Origin of the sequence: Mesorhizobium sp. M1307, assembly GCF_040318155.1 — a bacterium.
In the GTDB taxonomy this organism is placed as follows: Bacteria; Pseudomonadota; Alphaproteobacteria; order Rhizobiales; family Rhizobiaceae; genus Mesorhizobium.
Genome location: NZ_JAMYLR010000016.1, coordinates 26,070 through 45,336, shown reverse-complemented (window position 1 = coordinate 45,336; position 19,267 = coordinate 26,070). Strand labels below are relative to the sequence as shown.

Annotated in this window: 18 protein-coding genes, 1 tRNA gene and 1 pseudogene; 10 read left to right on the top strand and 10 right to left on the bottom strand. The window is 62.7% G+C overall.

The annotated features are described in order from the left end of the window. Positions 1 to 640 precede the first annotated feature (640 nt). A complete protein-coding gene (locus NKH16_RS18885; RefSeq protein WP_352901021.1) occupies positions 641 to 1,858 on the top strand; it encodes a tyrosine-type recombinase/integrase in 1,218 nt (405 codons plus the stop codon). Between the two features lie 21 nt (positions 1,859 to 1,879). On the opposite strand, the gene NKH16_RS18880 is transcribed toward NKH16_RS18885, so the two are convergent. Next, a tRNA-Ile gene (locus tag NKH16_RS18880) sits at positions 1,880 to 1,955 on the bottom strand. 183 nt (positions 1,956 to 2,138) lie between these two features. On the opposite strand from NKH16_RS18880, the gene NKH16_RS18875 reads away from it, so the two are divergent. Next, the gene (locus tag NKH16_RS18875) at positions 2,139 to 2,849 is read left to right on the top strand and encodes an SIMPL domain-containing protein (RefSeq protein WP_352472400.1); all 711 of its coding nucleotides are present in this window, start codon (positions 2,139 to 2,141) and stop codon (positions 2,847 to 2,849) included. Between the two features lie 132 nt (positions 2,850 to 2,981). Here the strand turns inward: NKH16_RS18875 and NKH16_RS18870 are convergent, their stop codons facing one another. Continuing rightward, on the bottom strand, positions 2,982 to 3,341 hold the full coding sequence (locus NKH16_RS18870) for a hypothetical protein (RefSeq protein WP_352637442.1): 360 nt from the start codon (positions 3,339 to 3,341) through the stop codon (positions 2,982 to 2,984). Positions 3,342 to 3,566: 225 nt separating this feature from the next. Next, positions 3,567 to 4,013: a YcgN family cysteine cluster protein gene (locus NKH16_RS18865; protein WP_023678278.1), complete on the bottom strand. Its 447-nt coding sequence runs from the start codon at positions 4,011 to 4,013 to the stop codon at positions 3,567 to 3,569. A gap of 235 nt (positions 4,014 to 4,248) precedes the next feature. On the opposite strand from NKH16_RS18865, the gene NKH16_RS18860 reads away from it, so the two are divergent. Together NKH16_RS18860 and NKH16_RS18855 are read left to right on the top strand one after the other, a co-directional pair. Continuing rightward, positions 4,249 to 6,333, top strand: a complete 2,085-nt coding sequence (locus tag NKH16_RS18860; protein WP_352747605.1) for an OmpA family protein — start codon at positions 4,249 to 4,251, stop codon at positions 6,331 to 6,333. A 239-nt stretch (positions 6,334 to 6,572) separates the two neighbouring features. Beyond that, positions 6,573 to 7,088 carry a TIGR00645 family protein gene (locus tag NKH16_RS18855; protein ID WP_352747602.1) on the top strand — a complete coding sequence of 172 codons (516 nt, stop codon included), beginning with the start codon at positions 6,573 to 6,575 and terminating at the stop codon, positions 7,086 to 7,088. Positions 7,089 to 7,142: 54 nt separating this feature from the next. Here the strand turns inward: NKH16_RS18855 and NKH16_RS18850 are convergent, their stop codons facing one another. From NKH16_RS18850 to NKH16_RS18840, 3 genes are all read right to left on the bottom strand, one after another. Further along, positions 7,143 to 8,009: an SDR family oxidoreductase gene (locus tag NKH16_RS18850; RefSeq protein ID WP_352747625.1), complete on the bottom strand. Its 867-nt coding sequence runs from the start codon at positions 8,007 to 8,009 to the stop codon at positions 7,143 to 7,145. Positions 8,010 to 8,118: 109 nt separating this feature from the next. Beyond that, on the bottom strand, positions 8,119 to 8,754 hold the full coding sequence (locus NKH16_RS18845) for a helix-turn-helix transcriptional regulator (protein ID WP_352450729.1): 636 nt from the start codon (positions 8,752 to 8,754) through the stop codon (positions 8,119 to 8,121). A 7-nt stretch (positions 8,755 to 8,761) separates the two neighbouring features. Next, entirely contained in the window at positions 8,762 to 9,631 is an 870-nt protein-coding gene (locus tag NKH16_RS18840; RefSeq protein WP_023678283.1) for a S1C family serine protease, read from the bottom strand. A 170-nt stretch (positions 9,632 to 9,801) separates the two neighbouring features. On the opposite strand from NKH16_RS18840, the gene NKH16_RS18835 reads away from it, so the two are divergent. Then, positions 9,802 to 10,752, top strand: coding sequence for a S1C family serine protease (locus NKH16_RS18835; protein ID WP_352821962.1), 951 nt, complete (start codon positions 9,802 to 9,804; stop codon positions 10,750 to 10,752). On the opposite strand, the pseudogene NKH16_RS18830 reads toward NKH16_RS18835, so the two are convergent. Further along, positions 10,749 to 11,169: pseudogene (locus NKH16_RS18830) on the bottom strand (VOC family protein). The gene NKH16_RS18835 and the pseudogene NKH16_RS18830 sit on opposite strands and share 4 nt — an antisense overlap. Positions 11,170 to 11,235: 66 nt before the next feature. On the opposite strand from NKH16_RS18830, the gene NKH16_RS18825 reads away from it, so the two are divergent. Beyond that, a complete protein-coding gene (locus NKH16_RS18825) occupies positions 11,236 to 11,862 on the top strand; it encodes a TetR/AcrR family transcriptional regulator (protein WP_352747595.1) in 627 nt (208 codons plus the stop codon). Here the strand turns inward: NKH16_RS18825 and NKH16_RS18820 are convergent. Further along, positions 11,795 to 12,751: a LysR family transcriptional regulator gene (locus NKH16_RS18820; RefSeq protein ID WP_352747592.1), complete on the bottom strand. Its 957-nt coding sequence runs from the start codon at positions 12,749 to 12,751 to the stop codon at positions 11,795 to 11,797. The two genes, NKH16_RS18825 and NKH16_RS18820, sit on opposite strands and share 68 nt — an antisense overlap. Positions 12,752 to 12,861: 110 nt before the next feature. Between NKH16_RS18820 and NKH16_RS18815 the strand changes: the two genes are divergently transcribed. The 3 genes from NKH16_RS18815 to NKH16_RS18805 all read left to right on the top strand — a co-directional run bounded on the left by NKH16_RS18815 (position 12,862) and on the right by NKH16_RS18805 (position 17,594). After that, on the top strand, positions 12,862 to 13,506 hold the full coding sequence (locus NKH16_RS18815) for an FMN-dependent NADH-azoreductase (RefSeq protein WP_352473960.1): 645 nt from the start codon (positions 12,862 to 12,864) through the stop codon (positions 13,504 to 13,506). 132 nt (positions 13,507 to 13,638) lie between these two features. After that, entirely contained in the window at positions 13,639 to 15,021 is a 1,383-nt protein-coding gene (locus tag NKH16_RS18810; protein ID WP_352747587.1) for a 3' terminal RNA ribose 2'-O-methyltransferase Hen1, read from the top strand. Further along, positions 15,018 to 17,594: a polynucleotide kinase-phosphatase gene (locus NKH16_RS18805; RefSeq protein WP_352747586.1), complete on the top strand. Its 2,577-nt coding sequence runs from the start codon at positions 15,018 to 15,020 to the stop codon at positions 17,592 to 17,594. Before NKH16_RS18810 ends, NKH16_RS18805 begins: the two co-directional genes overlap by 4 nt. Positions 17,595 to 17,602: 8 nt before the next feature. On the opposite strand, the gene NKH16_RS18800 is transcribed toward NKH16_RS18805, so the two are convergent. Together NKH16_RS18800 and NKH16_RS18795 are read right to left on the bottom strand one after the other, a co-directional pair. Further along, positions 17,603 to 17,893, bottom strand: a complete 291-nt coding sequence (locus NKH16_RS18800; protein ID WP_023678291.1) for an HlyU family transcriptional regulator — start codon at positions 17,891 to 17,893, stop codon at positions 17,603 to 17,605. 113 nt (positions 17,894 to 18,006) lie between these two features. Continuing rightward, positions 18,007 to 18,687, bottom strand: a complete 681-nt coding sequence (locus NKH16_RS18795) for a PadR family transcriptional regulator (RefSeq protein ID WP_352747583.1) — start codon at positions 18,685 to 18,687, stop codon at positions 18,007 to 18,009. 267 nt (positions 18,688 to 18,954) lie between these two features. On the opposite strand from NKH16_RS18795, the gene NKH16_RS18790 reads away from it, so the two are divergent. Next, the gene (locus NKH16_RS18790) at positions 18,955 to 19,212 is read left to right on the top strand and encodes a DUF2798 domain-containing protein (RefSeq protein WP_031212108.1); all 258 of its coding nucleotides are present in this window, start codon (positions 18,955 to 18,957) and stop codon (positions 19,210 to 19,212) included. Positions 19,213 to 19,267 lie beyond the last annotated feature (55 nt).

Genomic DNA, 19,267 nt, shown 5'->3' with positions numbered 1-19,267 from the left:
TTCTTGTTGGTTGTTACGCATGCATGAGAGTCATAACCGTCTGAAAACACAACCATGCGTTCCTCAGTTGGATTGCGCCTCTGACTCAGATACGTGGTTCCGCGGTCATTTTGCCCTTGCAAGTCGCTGCCCATTCAGTTCTTGGCCTCGAGCGCATTAAGATACCCATCATCGTACACAAAGGCTGGAAAAGAGTCCGGTGTCTTGAGCGATCCTAGGTCTGGAGACCTAGGTGAGCCTGCAAGCACAGGGCCAGGACATGATTGAGCGTCTGCAATATTCGGACAGGTGCATAGAAAGACAGGCAGGCGCCAAAGACGCGCTTTCAACGCACTAAACCGATGCTGCGCACCCCGAGCGTCTTGCCGCCCTCGCTCCCGCCGGTAGGAATCAATCGCGAGCAGGCTGCGACGTTCATCGGCGTAAGCTCAACGACCTTTGATGAAATGGTCCAGGACGGCCGGATGCCGCAGCCACGAATGCCGAGCAAGGGGCGCATTGTTTGGGACGTCGAGGAACTTGTATTGGCGTTTCGAAAGCTCCCTCACCGCCAAATCGGAGGAGCACCAAAGCTTGACGAAGATTCGCCGCCACTAGACAATCCTTGGGATCGAAAACCACGAACATGACGGATGAGCCCGTGAAGGTCGATCTTAAGGGCGTAGTGAAGGACACTGATCGCCACGGCAATGATCGGTACTATTTTCGCGCACCGGGTCGGAAGAAGGTCCGGCTCCGTGAACCGACCGGCAGCGACGAGTTCCTCGAGGAACTGCGGTGCGCGCGCGCCGAGGTCACTTATGTTCGGCCCGGCACTCTTCCCGAGATTTGCCAGCGCCTCCCCAAGCCTTCCGAGCCAGCGAAGAAAGGCACGTTGCTGTGGCTTTGCCAGGAGTATTACCGTCGGGGCGGCACGGAAATCACCCAAGACACTATGGCGCGCCGACGAGCAATTCTGGAGCGCGTATGCGAATTACCTCATCCCCTCGAAGGTGACCCGGATCCTCAGTATCCCACCAAGGGATCTCTGCCATTCGCCGGTATGAAACGGTCTCATGTTAAGGAGATCAGGGACACCAGGCTCGACGCCCTTGGCGCGGCAAACAATATCGTAAAAGCCATCAGCGCGATGTTTGAGTGGGCAAAGGACACAGAGATTCCGGGCGTCGACTCCAATCCCGCCCGCGGCATCAGACGGCTAAAGAGCGGCGACGGCTGGCACCCATGGGACGTGTCGGAGATCGTTCAATATGAGAAGCGGCATCCGCTGGGTACCGCAGCCAGACGTGCGCTCTCGATCTTCATGTTTACTGGCCTGCGGTTGTCCGACGTCGCGATCTTCGGTCGACAGCACATCACGCTCGTCTACAACGAGGAGACCGAGCAGTGGGAGAAGTGGATCAGAATTAAGCCTGGGAAGACCAGTCGTAACAAGGATGCGGTGTTGGTGGAGCTCCCGCTTCTGCCCGAACTAGAGGCGGAACTTGAGCACACGCCCTCCGACCAGATGACCTTCCTGGTCAATGAGTATGGTCGCCCGTTCTCGGAGAACGGTCTGGGCAACAAGATGCGCCAGTGGTGTGATCAAGCTGAGCTGCCGCACTGCAGTGCTCATGGAATTCGCAAGGCCGGCGCGACGATCGCCGCTGAGAACGGCGCGACGCACGAGCAGCTGAAGGCGATATATGGGTGGACTACGTACCAGCAGCCCGACCACTACATCAAGAAAGCGCGTCGCCGGAAGGTAGCGAGAGCGGCGAAATACCTGCTGGTTATCGATCGAAAAGAGAACAAAATTGTCCCACTTTCTGAGGGGGTTGAAAGAGGTGGGACAAAAATGGCCAAAAAATCCAATTAAATCAACGGCCACAAAAGCCAATGGTGGGCCCGGAGGGACTCGAACCCCCAACCAAGCGGTTATGAGCCGCCGGCTCTAACCATTGAGCTACAGGCCCCACGGCGCTGGATTAGTGTTTTTCCCTGAACCGCACAAGGCTTTCCGAGGGCTTTCCGAGCAGGCGTTCCAAGGGGCTGGCAGGGATCGCCCAAATCAGCCCATATTGATAACCTATTGCACGTCGCCCATTGGACGCCGGCCAACACTCGGCTGTCTTGGGATCCCAGATCGAGGAGATTTCATGACCAGACGTATTTTGCCCCTGGCGATTGCCGCCGCAATCGCATTTCCGGCGATCGCGGCCGCCGCCGATTCGCCACCGCCGCCGCGTATCGTCGTCACCGGTGAAGGCGAGGCGGCGATAGCACCCGATCTGGCTCTGCTGACGCTCAGCGTCATGCGCGAAGCCAAGACGGCACGTGCAGCGCTCGATGCCAATAACGACGCCATGGCCGCGGTGATCGCTGCCATGAAATCGTCCGGCATCAAGGAGCGCGACCTGCAGACAGCGGGCATCCAGATCAATCCGCGTTATAACTACACCAACAAGCCCGACGGCAGCCAGGAGGCCGAGCTTGTCGCCTATCAGGTGACCAACACGCTTTCGGTGCGCGTCCGCGACATCGACAAGACCGGCGACATTCTCGACAAGGCGGTGTCGCTCGGCGTCAACCAGGGCGGCGGCATCTCCTTCTCCAACGACGATCCGGCGGCAGCCGTCACCGAGGCGCGCAAGAAGGCCGTCGCCAATGCCATGGCCAAGGCCAAGACGCTGGCCGAAGCGGCCGGCGTCGGCATCGGCCGGGTCCTGGAAATCACCGACCAGAATTTCGCACCACCGCCGATGCCGATCAACGCCAAGGCATTCGATGCCGCCGGCGCGTCGGTCCCGGTGCAAGCCGGCGAGAATTCCTATACCGCACAGGTGACGGTGACTTTCGAATTGAAATGATCATCGCTTGCAGCATGAAAAAACCCCGGAGGATCGATCCTCCGGGGTTTTTTGAGCCGCGCTTTCCGTCCTGGCGGAAAGGGCTCCGCTACTCTACCGGCTGCAAGTCAGCCGGCCGCAAGCCCGAAGACCTTAGCGATAGATGATCGGACAGCCGCGCTCGTTGGCGAATACGATTACGACGCGGTCGCCATACTGGCGGCCGGCGACCTTGACCGTGCGGCGGTTGATGTCGATGATGCGGGCGCGGTGCAGGCCCATGCGTTCGGCCTTGTCAATGGCACGCTCCGGCGAACAGGACCGGCGCCAGCCGCCATGACGGCGGTGTTCGCGATAGTAACCATCATCTTCGTCGCCGGTATAGACGCCGACGCGCGGATCCTGGTTGTTGCCGAAGCCGAGATAGATGCTGTCAGCATGAGCGGGGATGGCAGCAAGCGTGCCAAGGCCGACAAGTGCCGAAAGAGCAACCGTCTTGATGGTATTGAACATTGTCTTCTCTCCTTGTTTGAGGGTTTCCACCCGTTTTCGTCAAACCTATGCGAGGAGAATGCACCCGCCTGTCTGAATTTTTTGCGAACCGGCCATTCATCCCCCGTTCATGCGGCAAGAATGGGCCAGCCGTTAGTCTGTCCGTTTCTGGAACCGTTCTATGCAGGGCAGATGGGGAACGTACCCTTTTGCCATGGTTCCCGGTCTTCGTTACCGCAGGAAATCCTAAGGCTCGTCCGCGAGCATATGGTCGAAATAGTCGTCCGGCTCGGCAAGGTCGGTCTCGCTGGCGCTGACCCGGCCGCGCATCGAGATGCCGGCCTCGTGCACGGTCTCGTCGCTTCCCGACACCAGCCTGTGCCACCAATAGAGATCGCGGCCCTCGGCCACCAGCCGGTAAGCGCAGGTCTTGGGCAGCCAGCTGATGGTGCGCACGTTCTGCGGCGTCAGCCCGACGCAATCCGGAACACGCGCCAGCCGGTTGGCATAGTCGGAGCAGCGGCAGCTTCCAGCGTCGAACAGCCGGCAGCCGACGCTGGTCCAGTAGATCTCTCCGGTGTCCTCGTCTTCGAGTTTCGACAGGCAGCACTTGCCACAACCGTCGCAGAGTGATTCCCACTCGGCCGGGGTCATCGCCTCGAGCGTCTTGGTCTTCCAGAACGGCTTTTCCATCGTCGGCATGTGGCCCCCGGACGCTTCAAGGTCAAGCACGGCAACCGTGCACCCTCGTCCGAACGATACGCCGGGACCATACGCCGGAACATACGCCAGGACCATACGAATGACATGAAGTCGCCTTCAAAACGCCGGTCAATCGCCCTGTGCCACAGCTAGAACCTACAAACAGGAACCAAACATGGTTGCTGAAAGTTTGGGCAGGGATGGGACGCCACAAGGAGTGTTTATGATGAAACGCCAACCACGGATTCTGGCAGGCACGGCGCTTGGCCTGTTGATGGCGTCCGCGCCGCTAGGCGCGTTCCCGCTGCAAGGCAATGCCGCACTCGGCCCCGTGCAACGCACCGCAGCGCCGCTCATCCCAGTGCAATCGAGTTGCGCCGAGGGCGAGTCGGCGGAGGCCTGCGCGCAGAGCCAGCAGGCAGAGCAGCCCAGAAAGAAGAAGCGCGACCAGCAGCAGCAAACGGAATCCGCTCCGGCCGAGCAGGCGGCTCCGGCCGAGTCCGAGCAACCCCGCAAGAAGCGGCGCAATCAGCAGCAGCAAACAGAATCCGCTCCGGCCGAGCAGATCGCTCCAGCCGAGTCCGAGCAACCCCGCAAGAAGCGGCGCAATCAGCAGCAGCAAACAGAATCCGCTCCGGCCGAGCAGATCGCTCCGGCCGAGACCGAGCAGCCCCGCAAGAAGCGGCGCAATCAGCAGCAGATCGAAGCGGCCCCATCGGAACAACCGGCCGAGCAGGCAGCGCCGGCAAACGACAACCAGCCCAACGTCAATCCGCGCAAGAAGAAGCAAAAACAGAACCAGCAGATCGAGGCTGCCCCGGCAGAACAGGCTCCGACTGTCGAGCCCGGACAAAAGCCGGGCAAGCGCAAGAAGCCTGCTGAATTGACCGGACCCGCCACGGAGGCGGAAGGCCAGCCGGCGCCGACCAATAAGGAAGCGACCCCACAGGCCCAACCGGCTCCGACCGAGCAGCAGGCCGCTCCCGTCCCGGGCGAACAGCCCCAGGACAAGATCAAGAAACGTGGCAAGAGGCCTGTCGGCGAACAGCCGGTGACAGGAGAGCAACAGCCCTCGACCGGCGAACAGCCTTCGACTGGCCAGGCCGCGCCGGTCCAGGGGGAAAATCCGGTCCAGGGTGAAGCCCAGGCCAATCCGAACGAGGCACCTGTTCTGGACAGCCAGAAGGATGTCTTGCGCAAGCGCAAGGGTGGCAAGGAGCGCGGCCAAAATGCCGGTAAGCGGCAGGGCAACCAGCCCGCCCAGCAGGGCGAGAACCAGGTGGAAGCCCCGAAGCCGGCTCCGGTCGATCAGGGGCCGCCACCCACCGACGACCGGGCAGCCCAGCGGGAGATCAAGCCTGAAAAAATCGTTCCGGTGACCGAGGAAAAAGGCAAGCGCGTCGAGCGTGCGCCGGACATCGAGGATGTTCGTCGTCGTCCGCGCCCCCAGGGTGCCAACGTCGTCAGGGAATTCGGCGACCGCGTTATCCTCCAGTTCAACAACCAGACGTTCGTCGAAAGCAGCGATGCACCGCGCATGCACCGCGGCGCCAGGAATGTCTATTATGAGGACCTGTCGGGCGATCGCACCCGGGAAATAGTCGAGCGTGACAATGGTGTCCGGATCGTCACCATCCGCAATCGCTACGGCGACGTCATCCAGCGTTCACGCATCGCGCCCGACGGCCGCGAATATGTGCTGAGCTATGTCGACGAGCGGAACTATGACGATGATGCAGACTGGCGCGACCCGGGCGACGACCTGCCGCCGATGCGCCTTACCATCCCGCAAGAGGAATACATTCTGGATTCCGAAGAGGTCGAGGATCCGGACGACTACTACACCTTCCTCGAACGGCCGCCGGTCGAGAGGGTCCAGCGCCTCTATTCGATCGACGAGGTCAAGCGCTCGGCCCGCGTGCGCGACATCGCCCGCCGCATCGACCTCGACACGCTCAACTTCGAATTCGGTTCGGCCTCGATTTCCGACACCGAGGTCCAGAAGCTGGAGGGTGTTGCCAACGCCATGGACAAGCTGCTGAAGAAAAACCCGGCCGAGAGCTTCCTGATCGAGGGCCATACCGACGCTGTCGGCACACCGGAAGCGAACCTTGCTCTGTCCGACCGCCGCGCCGAGGCGGTCGCCGAAGCCTTGACCAACGCCTTTGGCATCCCGCCGGAGAACCTGACGACGCAGGGCTATGGCGAGGAGTATCTCAAGGTCAACACGTCGGGACCCAACCGCGAGAACCGCCGCGTCGCCATCCGCCGGATTACCCCCCTGGTAGCGCCTGTGGCCAGCGCCCAATAAACCGCAATGTGAACCGCGCGATTTGATCAACCATTGAATCGCGCGGTCATCAATCTTGAAACGCGCGGTTACCCATCCCAGATTCTGGAAAGGGCGTTCCCTGCCCTGTCCCGACTCCAGCGGGACACACGAGCCCCGCCGGTTCCCCTCCCCGGCGGGGTTTCGTTTTTTTGAAACCTTGCAAACCGCCGCAGCCTGCCCGAAATACGGCACTCCGACAACGGAGCCCGAATCGCCGCATGAAGCGCCTCGAACTCGCCATCGAATCGATCATTCTCGCCTCGCGCTGGCTGCTGGTCGCCTTCTATCTCGGACTGGGTGCGGCACTTGCCATCTATGCCGTGTCCTTCGGCAACAAGCTGTTCGAGTTCGTCTCCGTTGCCTTCACGCTCGATGACACCGACACCATCCTGAAAATACTCGGCCTCATCGATGCCGCGCTGGTCGCCTCACTGGTGGTGATGGTGATCATCTCGGGTTACGAAAACTTCGTCAGCCGCTTCGATGAAAATGACGGCAAGGTGCATTGGCTGGGCACGATCGATGTCGGCTCGCTGAAGGTCAAGGTCGCCTCGACAATCATAGCGATCTCCTCGATCCACCTCTTGCAGGTGTTCCTGAACTCGGTCTCCTACACGACCGACCAGCTGATGTGGCTGACCATCATTCATCTGGCCTTCGTTCTGTCGGCACTGATGCTTGCCTATATCGACCGGCTGATGGGTCTTGGCAAAGCCAAGAAAGCCGAAGACTGAGCACGCGTCTGTGCCGGTCTTTAAGAGATATGCCTGTCAGCTAGATACTTTCCGTCAGTAGATACCTTTGATTTTGGTATCCGTCCGGCCGAACACCTCGTCCGGCACAAAAAAGTCGCCGGCGAGCGGGCCTGTCGCACCCGGCGCATAGGCCGAGAAATCGCTGACGCCCTCAGCGCGCAGCACTTCTTCGTCAATGTAGAAATTGCCGGTCGCCTCACGCGACGGCCTGACCAGGATGGCGTATGCCGCATCGGCCATGATGTCGGGCGAACGGCTCATCGCCGCCACCGTCGCCCCGCCCAGGAGGTTACGCACCGCCGCGGTGTCGATGGTCGAGATCGGCCATAGCGAATTGACCGCAATGCCATCCCTGGCGAACTCGGCGCTCATGCCCAGCGTGCACATCGACATGCCGAACTTTGCCATCGTGTAGGCGACATGGTTCTTGAACCACTTGGCCTTCATGTCGAGCGGCGGCGCCAGATTCAAGATGTGAGGATTTTCCGCCAACCTCAAGTGCGGAATGCACATTTTGGAGACGAGAAAAGCGCCGCGCGTGTTGATCTGGTGCATCAGATCGTAGCGCTTCATATCAGTCTCCAGCGTGCCGGTGAGTTGGATGGCACTGGCGTTGTTGACGCAGATATCGACGCCGCCGAACCGCTCCACGGTCTTGGCAACCGCCTCGGCGACCTGTTCTTCATCCCGAATGTCGCACAGCGCCGGCAGCGCCTTGCCGCCGGCCTGCTCGATCTCGTGCGCCGCCGTGTAGATGGTCCCGGGCAGCTTCGGATGCGGCTCGGCGGTCTTGGCCGCGATCGTCACGTTGGCGCCATCGCGCGCGGCGCGCAGCGCAATCGCCAGCCCGATGCCGCGCGACCCGCCGGAGATGAAAAGCGTCTTTCCCTTGAGCGACATCCTTGCGCCTTCCTGCAACATGAAAGACACGATCCTTGCGCGGCTGAGAACCGCCGCGCAAGGCCCAACACACCGCATGTGGGTTACGCTGCGTCGGCCTTGAGACGAGCTAGACCAGCACCAGGCCCTGCCGCATGGCGATGGCAATCGCATCGGTGCGGTTGGCGGCACCGAGCTTCGTCAGGATCGCTGCGACATGGAACTTCGCCGTATGCACGGAGATGTTCAGCCGCCGCGCGATGACCTTGTTGGGGGCGCCCTCGGCCAGCAGCGCCAGCACCTCGCTTTCCCGCGGCGAAAGCGTCGGCCGGACGATATGCTCGTCAGTCGGTTCCTCTTCGAACCGGTCGCTGTCATGGAAGGTCAAATCGTGATGCCGATCGGATAGAGCATGGCTGTCGCGCGAAATCCGGTAGCCCGCAGCCGCGAGCCGCGCGGCGGCGGCGATCAGCAACTCGTCCGCTTGCACGGGCAGCACGGCAAACACTGTATCGGCCGGCCGTTCGCGGGCCGCTCGCGACGATAGCAGCACGCGAGGCATAGCCGCGTCGACGAGCCCGCCTTGTAGCCCATGATCATCGACGATGGCGACATCCGCCGCCTCACGCCCGTCGACTTCGCCGGCCAGAACCGGCCGCAGATCATCGGTCGCGGCGAGAACGGCGGACAGACTTCGCGCGCGCTCGACGTCACCGAGCGCGATCAGCACCGTCAGCCGTCTGCCAGCGACCTCGCCGCTTACCATCTATCCCTCAGCTCAGTGGCTTTTCACCGATGGTCAGGGAAACCTCACGGTTCTCGCCGCCGCGCACCACGCCGAGTGTGACCAAGGCACCGGCGCTGTCCGGCCCGAGCTTGCGGATCAGCTCGCGCGGGCCATGCACCGTCTCCGCGTTCCACGACACGATGATGTCGCCGAGACTGAGACCGGCTGATTTCGCCGGCCCGTTATCGTCGAGGCTCATCACCATGGCGCCCTGTGTATCACCATTGCGGACCGGATGCAGGCCGGCGCCAAGATAGCCGCGCGCCACATGGCCCTTCTCGCGCAGCGTCGTGACTGCCCGCTCGATCGTTTCGTAAGGCATGACCAGCGCCCGCCGGCGTGGCCCGAACAGCAGCATGCCGATCAGTCCACCCTTGGCGTCGAGCACAGGGCCACCCTCGAAACGGCCGCCGGCATTGACGGCAAGGTTGATGCGCCGGTCGATCGTGCCGCCGCGCATTGAACGCCAGGCCGGGCCGACCTCGCCGACCGTGCCGAAGGTAGCGAGCGAGGTGCCGTCGCTATTGCCCGCCACGACCGCCAGATTGCCCGGCCGCACCGCATCCGCCTTTACCAGTGACGGGGCGCCCGGCGCGCCGGCCGGTTTCAAAACGGCCGTGCCGGTGGACGGGTCGCGGCCGACCAGTTCCGCCTTGACGGCTTCGCCCGAAGAAAACGTCAGCTCGATCTCCTCGCCGGCCTCGACCGCCTCCTCGGCAGTGACGAAATAGCCGTCCCGCCAGTGGAAAGCAGTTGACGTCCGGTGGTGCGTCGCGAAGCTGGCCGTCGCTGGTGCCGCGGCTGCCGCGATGTCGGCAATGGCGTCGGAAAACGTGCTCAGATTGAAATCGCTCATGATTTATCTCCTGGGTTCTTCGTGACCCAGATATCGCCCGGCAGGACGTTGGCGGATACTCGCCTGACGGCTAGTTTGGGCATGTGACTGGCCATCTGGTCAGGTCGCGGCCGGTCCGGCCGCTCCGCACATATAGGCATTGTTCATCTTGTTCCAAACGGAGCCCTCGGATGGCCCTGCCCGCCCAGCAATTGCAATATGACGATGCCCTTCTCGATGCCTATTCGGCGACGGTCGCCGATGCCGTCGACCGCATCGGGCCCGCCGTCTGCCGCATCGAGCGCATCGGTGGCCCGGGCGGCCATGGCTCCGGCTTCGTCATCGCGCAGGACGGGCTGGTCGTCACCAACTTCCACGTCGTCGGCGATGCGCGCAGCGTGCGCGTGTCAATGCCGGACGGCGCCTCCAGGGAAGGCCGCGTGCTCGGCCGCGATCCCGACACCGACATTGCGCTGGTGCGCGCCGACGGCAACTTTGCCGATGTTGCGCCGCTTGGCGATTCCAAGCGTTTGAGGCGCGGCCAGATTGCAATTGCCATCGGCAATCCGCTCGGCTTCGAATGGACCGTCACCACTGGCGTCGTCTCGGCACTCGGCCGCTCGATGCGCGCCTCCACCGGCCGGCTGATCGACGACGTCATCCAGACCGACGCCGCGCTCAACCCCGGCAATTCCGGCGGCCCGCTGGTGTCCTCGGCCGGCGAGGTGATCGGCGTTAACACCGCGATGATCCACGGTGCGCAAGGCATCGCCTTCGCGGTTGCCTCCAACACCGCCAATTTCGTCATCTCGGAAATCATCCGCTTCGGCCGTGTGCGCCGCGCCTTCATCGGCGTTTCCGCCGATACCACCAACCTGCCGCGCCGCGCAGCCCTTTTGTCGCAAGTGTCGAGCAGCACGGCGGTGCGCCTTCGCACCGTCGAAAAGAACAGCCCGGCGGACAAGGCCGGCCTCAGGGAAGGCGACATTATTGCCGCCATCGACGGCCGCCCGGTCACCGGCGTCGACGATCTGGTGCGCATGCTCGACGCCGAGCGAATCGGCCGCGAGACACTGTGCACGGTGGTGCGCCGCTCCGGCATTACTCAGGTCACCGTGATGCCGTTGGCGCGGGCGAGTTAGCGCGCCGCAGCACCCTGCGCATATTGCGCCATAAATTCTGGGCTCGGCGGGATCGGCCTGATCACGTCGATCAGCACGCCGTTGGGATCCCTGGTGATGAAATGGCGCTGGCCGAAGGATTCGTCGCGCAGCGTTCGCAGGATCGGCAGGCCAGCGGCGGTGATCCGCTCATAGATGGCATCCGGATCCCTGACCTCGAAATTGATCAGCAGGCCAGATGTGCGGCCCCGCCCTTCCTCCGGGATCGTCTCATGATCGCCCTGGACGATGCCGAGGTTGACGCGACGGTCTTCGGCCGAGCGCAGATGCACGTACCAGTCGGCCTCAAACAGCGGCTTGAAGCCGAAATGCGCAAAAGGCTGCCGTGCCGGCAACGTCGCTCGTCATCAGCACCGGATAATAGCTCGTCGTCCTCATCTTTCCTTCTCCCGGCAAATAACATACAGTCTGCAGGTAAATGGAATTAACATACAGGCTGCATGTATGCAACAAGGATCCGCTCGCCGCTCCAACCGTGATCGCACCGCCGCGACACGCGCCGAGCTCATCGCCGCGGCTCGCAAACTGTTCACCGAAAAGTCCTATGCCGAGACCGGCACACCCGAGATCGCCGCCGCTGCCGGCGTCACGCGCGGCGCGCTCTATCATCACTTTGCCGACAAGCAGGCGTTGTTTGCCGCTGTGGTCGAACAGGAGGCGCAAGCCGTCTCGGAAGAGATCGAACGCGCGTCGCCGCCTTCGCTATTTGCCCGCGATGCGCTGATTGCCGGCTCGGATGCCTGTCTGGCTGCCATGCGTGCGCCCGGCCGTACGCGGCTCTTGCTGCTTGATGGCCCGGCCGTGCTCGGCCGCGCCGCCATGGATGCGATCGACAATCGCCATGGCAACCGTTCGCTGCGCGAAGGCCTTGTTGCCGCGATGCGCTCGCACTCCATGACGAGACTGCCTGTGGAAGCACTGACCGCTTTGCTCGCTGCCGCCTTCGACCGCGCAGCGCTCGCCATCGAAACTGGAGCATCGATCGAGGACTATCGCGCCGTTCTCATAGCGCTGATCGACGGCCTGTCTCCGGCTCCTCCTCAGGCACCTCACCCGGTTCGAACTCGTTGAAACAGCCTAGCTGGCGCTTGAACTGGTCGATCAGCCAGGCGGCCGCCGGTTTTGGGCTGCGATCGGCGCGGTGCATGGCATAGAGCGGCGAGCGGACTTCGCTGTAAGGCTCGAGATCGAGTTCGACGAGCCGGCCGTTCGCCAGATCATCGGCAATCAGCCATCGCGGCAGCCCGCCCCAGCCCAGCCCCTCGCGCATCAGCACGTGCTTGGTGCGCACATCCGTCAGCCGCCAGGTGCGGTAGGCGAAGACGCCATAGTCACGCCCGCGCGTACGCTCGGACTGGTCCGAGACGACCAGTTGGATGTGTTCGCGGACATCCTCTAGCGCCACTGGTCTCGGCAGCAGCGCCAGCGGGTGATCAGGCGCTGCGGCTGGCACCAGGGAGAAGAAGCCGATGCGAAGCAGATTCACGTCCGTCTCACCCAGAAGCCCCCCGATGCCGAGATCGGCCTGTCCGCCGACAACATGATCGAGGATAAGGCCAAGCGAGCCGATATGCAGACGCAGCGTCACGGCCGGGAACTGCGCCTCGAATGCCTTTAGCACCCGAACCAGCACCGGCGACGGTAGCGTCACGTCGACCGACAGCGTAACTTCCGCCTCCAATCCCTGCCGGTATCCGTCGACACGCGAGCGGATGCGTTGCAGCACGCCGACCATTCGCCGGGCATCTTCCAGCGTCGCCTTGCCGACATCGGTCAGTTGCGGTTCACGCGTGCCCTCGCGCTCGAACAGCTTCAGCCCGAGCTGCGCTTCGAGGTTGGCGATGGCGTAGCTGATCACCGATTGCGCGCGATTCAATTTGCGCCCGGCGGCCGAGAAGCTGCCGGTCTCGGCCACCGCAACCAGGATCTGCAGTTGGTCAAGCGTCGGGTTCGGTTGCATCGTTCAATCCACATTTTAGATGGATAATATACAAAATATACCAGTTTTTCAAATGGGTCCGCGTACACATATCTGCCGGGAGATTTTGATCCAACCCTGGAGACCCCATTATGTCCATCCTTCTTGTCACATCGAGCCCGCGCGGCGCTGCCTCACACTCGACCCGTATTGCTACTGAATTCGCCGAAAAGCTTGTTGCCGCCGATCCGTCGAACACGCTTGTCGTGCGCGACCTCGTCGCCAATCCGTTGCCGCACATCGATGCCGATTATGCGACCGGCATCTACACGCCGGCCGAAGCGCGCACCTCGCGCCAGGCTGAAGTCGTTGGCGTCTCCGATGTCGTGCTGGATGAACTGTTCGCCGCCGATTCGGTGATTCTCGCCACCGGCTTCATCAACTTCAACATCTCCTCGACGCTGAAGTCCTGGGTCGATCACATTGCCCGTTCCGGCAAGAGCTTTGCCTATGGCGAGAACGGCCCCAAGGGCCTCGTCACCGGCAAGAAGGTCTACATCGTGCTGGCTTCGGGCGGCATCTATTCCGAAGGTGCGGCCGTGCAGTTCGATCACGCCATTCCCTACCTGCGCAGCGTGCTTGGCTTCCTCGGCATGACCGATCTCGAGGTCATCCGCATCGAAGGAGTCGGCATGGGCGCCGATGCGCTGGCAGCAGCGCTGGCCAAGGCCTCGACCAAGGTCGACGCCATTGTAGCCGCGACCGGCAATGCCGAGCGCGTCGCCACCGCGGCGTAAAGCGTCAGCATCGTCTGAATTGTACAAGGGCAGGCGCCCGGCGCCTGCCCTTGTTGTCGTTGGCGACAACCTATTGTGGTGGGCCACACAACCGCCATTGGTTATTCCGCTTGTCTGCGCTATCGGTCGCGGATGTTCCTTTCCGTTGCCACAACGCACCGTCCGGCCACCGATCTCGGTTTCTTGCTGCACAAGCATCCGGATCGCCTGCACGAGACCGACCTGTCTTTCGGCAAGGCGTGGCTGTTCTATCCCGAGGCAACCGAAGAGCGGTGCGAGGCTGCACTCCTGCTCGATGTCGATCCTGTGGGCCTGGTGCGGGGCAAGGGCCAGGCAGAAGGCCTGCTCGACCAATATGTGAACGACCGGCCTTACGCAGCATCATCCTTCCTGTCGGTGGCGCTGAACAAAATGCTGCGGACGGCGATGACCGGTATATCGAAGGAGCGCCAGGAACTGGCCGACAGCGAACTGCCGCTGGAAGCCGTGGTTACGCCACTGCCAACGCGCGGCGGTGAGGTTCTGGTTCGAAGTTTGTTCGAACCCTTGGGCTGGACAGTCGATCTGACGCCAATCGAAGGAATCGGGGGTGCTGCAGGCGAGCCCCGATACGGCCATCTGAAGCTGACCGGCACGGGCCGGCTCAGCGCCTTGTTGAACCACCTCTATGTGCTGATCCCGGTGATGGACGATGCCAAGCATTACTGGGTCGGCGAAGCAGAGATCGACAAGCTGCTGTCCAAAGGCGAAGGCTGGCTGGAAAATCATCCGGCCAAAGACCTGATCGTGCGCCGCTATCTGGGCAATCGCAGGGCCTTGACCCGCATCGCTCTGGAGCGGCTGGCTCCCGAGACGGCTGGCGAGGCACGACCTGCCGAGTTGCGCGCCACGCCCGAGGAAGCGCTTGAGACGCCTATCCGGCTCAACGATCTGCGCATGGACGCAGTTGTCCACGCCATTCGGGCGACGGGAGGAACCACGGTTGCGGATCTGGGATGCGGTGAAGGTAAGCTGCTCGACAGGCTGGTGCGCGAGCGATGGATCCACAAGCTGTTCGGTCTGGATCCGGCGGCGCGCGAACTGGAATGGGCCGCAAAGCGTCTCAAGCTGAACGAATTAGGCGGGCCGCCCGAGGGCCGGGTCACGCTGCTGCATGGATCGCTGACCTACCGCGACAGCCGTTGGGCCGCAGCCGACGTCGCCGTTCTGGTCGAGGTCATCGAGCATCTCGACGAGGACAGGCTGCCCCTGGTCGAACGCATCGTTTTCGGTGAGACGGCGCCCAAATCCGTCATCGTGACCACTCCGAATGCGGACTACAACGCTCTGTTTCCAAGACTGGTCCCTGGCGCATTTCGCCATCCCGATCACCGTTTCGAATGGAGCCGGGCCCAGTTCCAAGCCTGGGCGGCCAAAATCGGCGAGATCTATGGCTATGCAGCCACCTTCAGCGGTATCGGAGCCGAGGACCCGACCCTCGGCGCCCCCACACAGATGGCGGTGTTCACCCGATGAGAGAACCTGATAAGACCAACCTCACCATTCCTGACTTCGCCCTCGTCGTGCTGATCGGCTCGACCGGATCGGGCAAGTCGACTTTCGCCACCAAGCATTTCCTGACGACCGAGATTATCTCCTCGGACCAGTGCCGGGCGCTGATCTCCGACGACGAAACCGACCAGGACGTCTCTGCGGATGCCTTCGATCTGGTTCGCGAAATAGCCGGCAAGCGGCTCAAACACCGCAGGCTGGCCGTCATCGACGCCACCAATGTGCGAGCCGCCGACCGCAAGCCCTGGATTGAGCTGGCGCGCAAGTGGCATGCTTTGCCCGTCGCCGTGGTCCTCGATCCAGGCGTCGAGGTGTGCGTCGCACGCAATGCGGTGCGAGCCGACCGGCAGTTCGGCGCCGGGGTCGCCCAGCGCATGACAACCGAGATCCGCAAGGGTCTTGGCGGCCTCCAACGCGAGGGCTTCCGCCAAGTCTGGAAGCTTACCAGCGAGGCCAGCATCGACGCGGCCGAGGTGTCGCGACAGCCGCTGTGGACCGATAAGCGCGACGACCATGGCCCGTTCGATATCATTGGCGACATCCACGGCTGTTCGGATGAGCTTCATATCCTGCTCGCTCGATTGGGCTACAGCATCGTCTGGTCTGAGCATCAGGGCGACCGAACGGTCACCGTGGTCCCACCAGAGGGCCGCAAGATCGTCTTTGTCGGCGACCTCGTCGATCGCGGCCCCAACTCGCCCAACGTACTCCGCATTGCCATGAGCATGGTCGCGGCTGGAACGGCTTACTGTGTCCAGGGCAACCATGAACGCAAACTCAGCCGCTGGCTAGAAGGCCGCAAGGTCACGGTCGCTCACGGCCTCCAGCAGACTGTCGATCAGCTAACTGCACAGGACCGAGGCCTGCGCGAGGCGCTGCCGGCCTTTCTCGACGGCCTGCGCAGCCATGTCTGGCTCGATGGCGGAGGCCTCGCCGTCGCCCATGCCGGCCTCAAGGAAGAGATGATCGGACGCGGTTCCGGCGCTGTGCGCGAGTTCGCTCTGTACGGCGAGACCACAGGCGAGACCGACGAGTTCGGGCTGCCCGTCCGTGCCGACTGGGCTGCGGCCTATCGTGGCAAGACGGCCATTATCTATGGACATACGCCCACGCTATCGGCCGAATGGGTCAACAACACCCTGTGCATCGACACCGGATGCGTATTTGGCGGCAAGCTGACGGCCTTGCGCTGGCCGGAACGCGAACTGGTCGAGGTGCCGGCAATCCAGACCTGGTCGGAGCCGATACGTCCGCTGGGCGGGTCCGGTCCCGGTAAATCGGCACAGGCCGACGCCGACGGCGTGCTCGATTATCAGGATGTCTCCGGTCGCCGTTGGATCGAGACCGGACTGAGGGGCCGGATTGTCGTGGCCGAGGAGAACGCGTCGGCAGCACTGGAGGTGATGAGCCGCTTCGCGCTCTCGCCGCAATGGCTGATCTATCTGCCGCCGACCATGTCGCCGTCCGAGACCAGCAGCCAGGACGGCTGGCTGGAACGTCCGGAGGATGCCTTCGCTTACTTCCGCGAGCGCGGCGTTGCGCAGATCGTGTGCGAGGAGAAGCACATGGGTTCGCGGGCAGTGATCGCGCTCTGCCGGAACGCGCAGGCGGCACGCAGCCGCTTCGGGGTCCCTGGCGACGAAACCGGCGCAATCTGGACCCGCACCGGACGCTCCTTTTTCAATGACAGTGCCATGACGGAGGACCTGCTCGCCCGTCTTCGCACCGAGGTCGACGCGGCGGATCTGTGGAAGGAATTGAACAGCGACTGGCTGCTGCTGGACGCCGAGATAATGCCTTGGTCGGCCAAAGCCGGCAGTCTGATCGAAAGCCAGTATGCGCCTGTGGCCACATCCTCTGCCGCCGGTCTCAAGGCCAGCAGCGAGGCGCTGGCCCGTGCGATGGCGCGCGGCGTCGATGCAGCCGGCCTGAACGCACGCCTTGAAGACCGGGCCGTCCGCGCAGCCAAATACGCCACCGCCTGGGTGCCCTACGTATGGCCAGTTTCGGGCGTCGAGGACCTTAAGGCCGCGCCTTTCCACCTGCTGGCCAGCGAGGGACGTGTTTGGTTTGACCAGGACCATGTCTGGCACATGTCGCTCGCGGACCGTCTGGCTGCCCGTGGCGGCGTGGTCACGCCGACTCGATGGCGTATGGTTGATCTGGCCGACGGCAGCGCGTGTGCCGAGGCCGTCGCCTGGTGGGAAGCGCTGACTGGCTCAGGCGGCGAAGGCATGGTGGTCAAACCATGCGACTTCGTCAGCCGTGGCAAGAAGGGGCTCATCCAGCCGGCGCTGAAGGTCCGCGGCCCGGAATATTTGCGCATCATCTATGGTCCCGAATATGACGCGCCCGACAATCTCGTCCGCCTCCGAGAACGCGGCCTGGCCGGCAAGCGCAGCCTGGCGCTCAGAGAGTTCGCGCTTGGCCGCGAAGCGCTAACGCGATTTGTCGCCAAGCAGCCGCTACGCCGGGTTCACGAGTGTGTCTTCGCCGTGCTGGCGTTGGAAAGCGAGCCAATCGACCCAAGGCTGTAGTAGCCGATCTATCCGAAGATCTTCTCGCCTTGCTCGTCGACCAGCTGGATGCCCTTTTTGATCGAGATGTCGACAGCGTCATCAAGCCCGGCAAAGCGGTCGGCGCGGATGAATTTGTGCTCCTTCATCACGCCGTCGATCTCCTTCGAAACCACGCCGCAGGTCTGGTACTGGCCCTCCGCCTTGTAGGGCGTGGCGCTGATCAAAAATCCCTTGTGCTCGATCTGCTTTGCCGGCGCCGCTGTCTTTGGCTCGGCGGCTTCGTTGCCTCCGCCGAAAAGACGCTTCAGAAAAGACATGGGGTATCCTCCAACGGCAATCATCCTGCACCACATAGCGCGGTGCAGGATGATTTTCAGTACCGGTCCTTGGCCGAGCGGGCAAGGGCCGCAGCTGGCTTGGCACTCAGAGGTCAGTCGCGCGACAACGCTTCCAACGCCTCTGCGGCAGCTTCCAATATGCTGATTGCCTCGGCCTGCTTTGCTTCAGGCGCATCGACGATTTCGCCGAGCGCGGCGCGCAGCCGGTGGCGCACGGCGCGAAACTCGTCGCGCTTTTCCGAGCGGCCGCGGCCGCGCCGGCCACCGTCGCCGTCATCGTTCCAGCCGAACCAGTCGCGCGCCTTCGCCATCTTGCGGCCGAAGCACTCGAGATGTTCGAGCACGTGGTCGATCATCTCGCGATTTTCGTTGAGGTGCGCCTGCCCAGCCTCGGTGATTGAAAACACCTTCTTGTTGCCTTCCGCCGTAGAAACGGCGTAGCCGGCCTCTTCCAGGAAGGTCAGCGTCGGGTAGACCACGCCGGGGCTCGGGCTGTAGAAGCCGCTGGTGCGCTCCTCCAGCGCCTTGATGATGTCATAGCCGTGCCGCGGCGCCTCGGCCAGCAGCGACAGCGTGATCAGCTTGAGATCGCCGTCGGCCAGCATGCGCCCGGCGCGGAACATGTCGCCCGGCCCGCCGCGTCCGCCGCCTCTCATGCCATGCCCGAACGGACCAAAGCCGCCGCGCCCACCGAACTTGCCGGCCATATGCATGAAAACGCGCTCGGCGTGTTCGCCAAAACGATGATGCCCGAAATGATTGTCTTTGTGCATTGTCTGCTCCTTGAGTTATGTCTTACGATATATCTCAACTAAGTGCCCGCCACGGTCGAGTCAAGATATATCTTACGATGTATCTGAAAATGGCACCAGCAGGATTGATTTCGCCAGCGAGGGCAGCTAGAGGGTGCATGAGGGCCGAAGGCCGCTCCGTAAGCGTCTGTGAAGCAACGCATCCACCCCGGTCGTTCCGGGCAGTTACGCCGACAATACCGGCGAATGGATGCAAGGCGACGAACCGGATGCTTCAGGGAAATCCAAATGACCATGAAAACCCCCCGCAGCAAGCTGCCTGCGCGCTATGCCGCCGTGCTCGGCCCGCTGGTGCTGTCGTTGCTGATGACGTTCATCGTGTCGTTCATCTCGACACTGAAAAGCCTTGGCTTCCAGCCCGACATGCTGGCCACTTGGCTGACGGCTTGGGGCCTGTCCTGGCTGGTGGCCTTTCCGACGCTGCTGCTGGTGCTGCCGGCGGTGCGCCGTATCGTTGGCTGGCTTTGCGAGCCCGTGGCTCGATAGCAGGGCACGCGAAAGGCCTGGAAACAATCTCCGGACCTTTCGGTGCGGAGCGAAT

What these genes read in the sequence shown, in the direction of transcription:
- NKH16_RS18840 (WP_023678283.1), bottom strand. Translation starts at nt 9,631, where the DNA reads ATGAGCGATTTCAATCTGAGCACGTTTTCCGACGCCATTGCCGACATC.
- NKH16_RS18810 (WP_352747587.1), top strand. Translation starts at nt 13,639, where the DNA reads ATGTTCCTTTCCGTTGCCACAACGCACCGTCCGGCCACCGATCTCGGT.
- NKH16_RS18865 (WP_023678278.1), bottom strand. Translation starts at nt 4,013, where the DNA reads ATGGAAAAGCCGTTCTGGAAGACCAAGACGCTCGAGGCGATGACCCCG.
- NKH16_RS18790 (WP_031212108.1), top strand. Translation starts at nt 18,955, where the DNA reads ATGACCATGAAAACCCCCCGCAGCAAGCTGCCTGCGCGCTATGCCGCC.
- NKH16_RS18855 (WP_352747602.1), top strand. Translation starts at nt 6,573, where the DNA reads ATGAAGCGCCTCGAACTCGCCATCGAATCGATCATTCTCGCCTCGCGC.
- NKH16_RS18845 (WP_352450729.1), bottom strand. Translation starts at nt 8,754, where the DNA reads ATGGTAAGCGGCGAGGTCGCTGGCAGACGGCTGACGGTGCTGATCGCG.
- NKH16_RS18835 (WP_352821962.1), top strand. Translation starts at nt 9,802, where the DNA reads ATGGCCCTGCCCGCCCAGCAATTGCAATATGACGATGCCCTTCTCGAT.
- NKH16_RS18825 (WP_352747595.1), top strand. Translation starts at nt 11,236, where the DNA reads ATGCAACAAGGATCCGCTCGCCGCTCCAACCGTGATCGCACCGCCGCG.
- NKH16_RS18795 (WP_352747583.1), bottom strand. Translation starts at nt 18,687, where the DNA reads ATGCACAAAGACAATCATTTCGGGCATCATCGTTTTGGCGAACACGCC.
- NKH16_RS18870 (WP_352637442.1), bottom strand. Translation starts at nt 3,341, where the DNA reads ATGTTCAATACCATCAAGACGGTTGCTCTTTCGGCACTTGTCGGCCTT.
- NKH16_RS18820 (WP_352747592.1), bottom strand. Translation starts at nt 12,751, where the DNA reads ATGCAACCGAACCCGACGCTTGACCAACTGCAGATCCTGGTTGCGGTG.
- NKH16_RS18800 (WP_023678291.1), bottom strand. Translation starts at nt 17,893, where the DNA reads ATGTCTTTTCTGAAGCGTCTTTTCGGCGGAGGCAACGAAGCCGCCGAG.
- NKH16_RS18875 (WP_352472400.1), top strand. Translation starts at nt 2,139, where the DNA reads ATGACCAGACGTATTTTGCCCCTGGCGATTGCCGCCGCAATCGCATTT.
- NKH16_RS18815 (WP_352473960.1), top strand. Translation starts at nt 12,862, where the DNA reads ATGTCCATCCTTCTTGTCACATCGAGCCCGCGCGGCGCTGCCTCACAC.
- NKH16_RS18850 (WP_352747625.1), bottom strand. Translation starts at nt 8,009, where the DNA reads ATGTCGCTCAAGGGAAAGACGCTTTTCATCTCCGGCGGGTCGCGCGGC.
- NKH16_RS18805 (WP_352747586.1), top strand. Translation starts at nt 15,018, where the DNA reads ATGAGAGAACCTGATAAGACCAACCTCACCATTCCTGACTTCGCCCTC.
- NKH16_RS18860 (WP_352747605.1), top strand. Translation starts at nt 4,249, where the DNA reads ATGAAACGCCAACCACGGATTCTGGCAGGCACGGCGCTTGGCCTGTTG.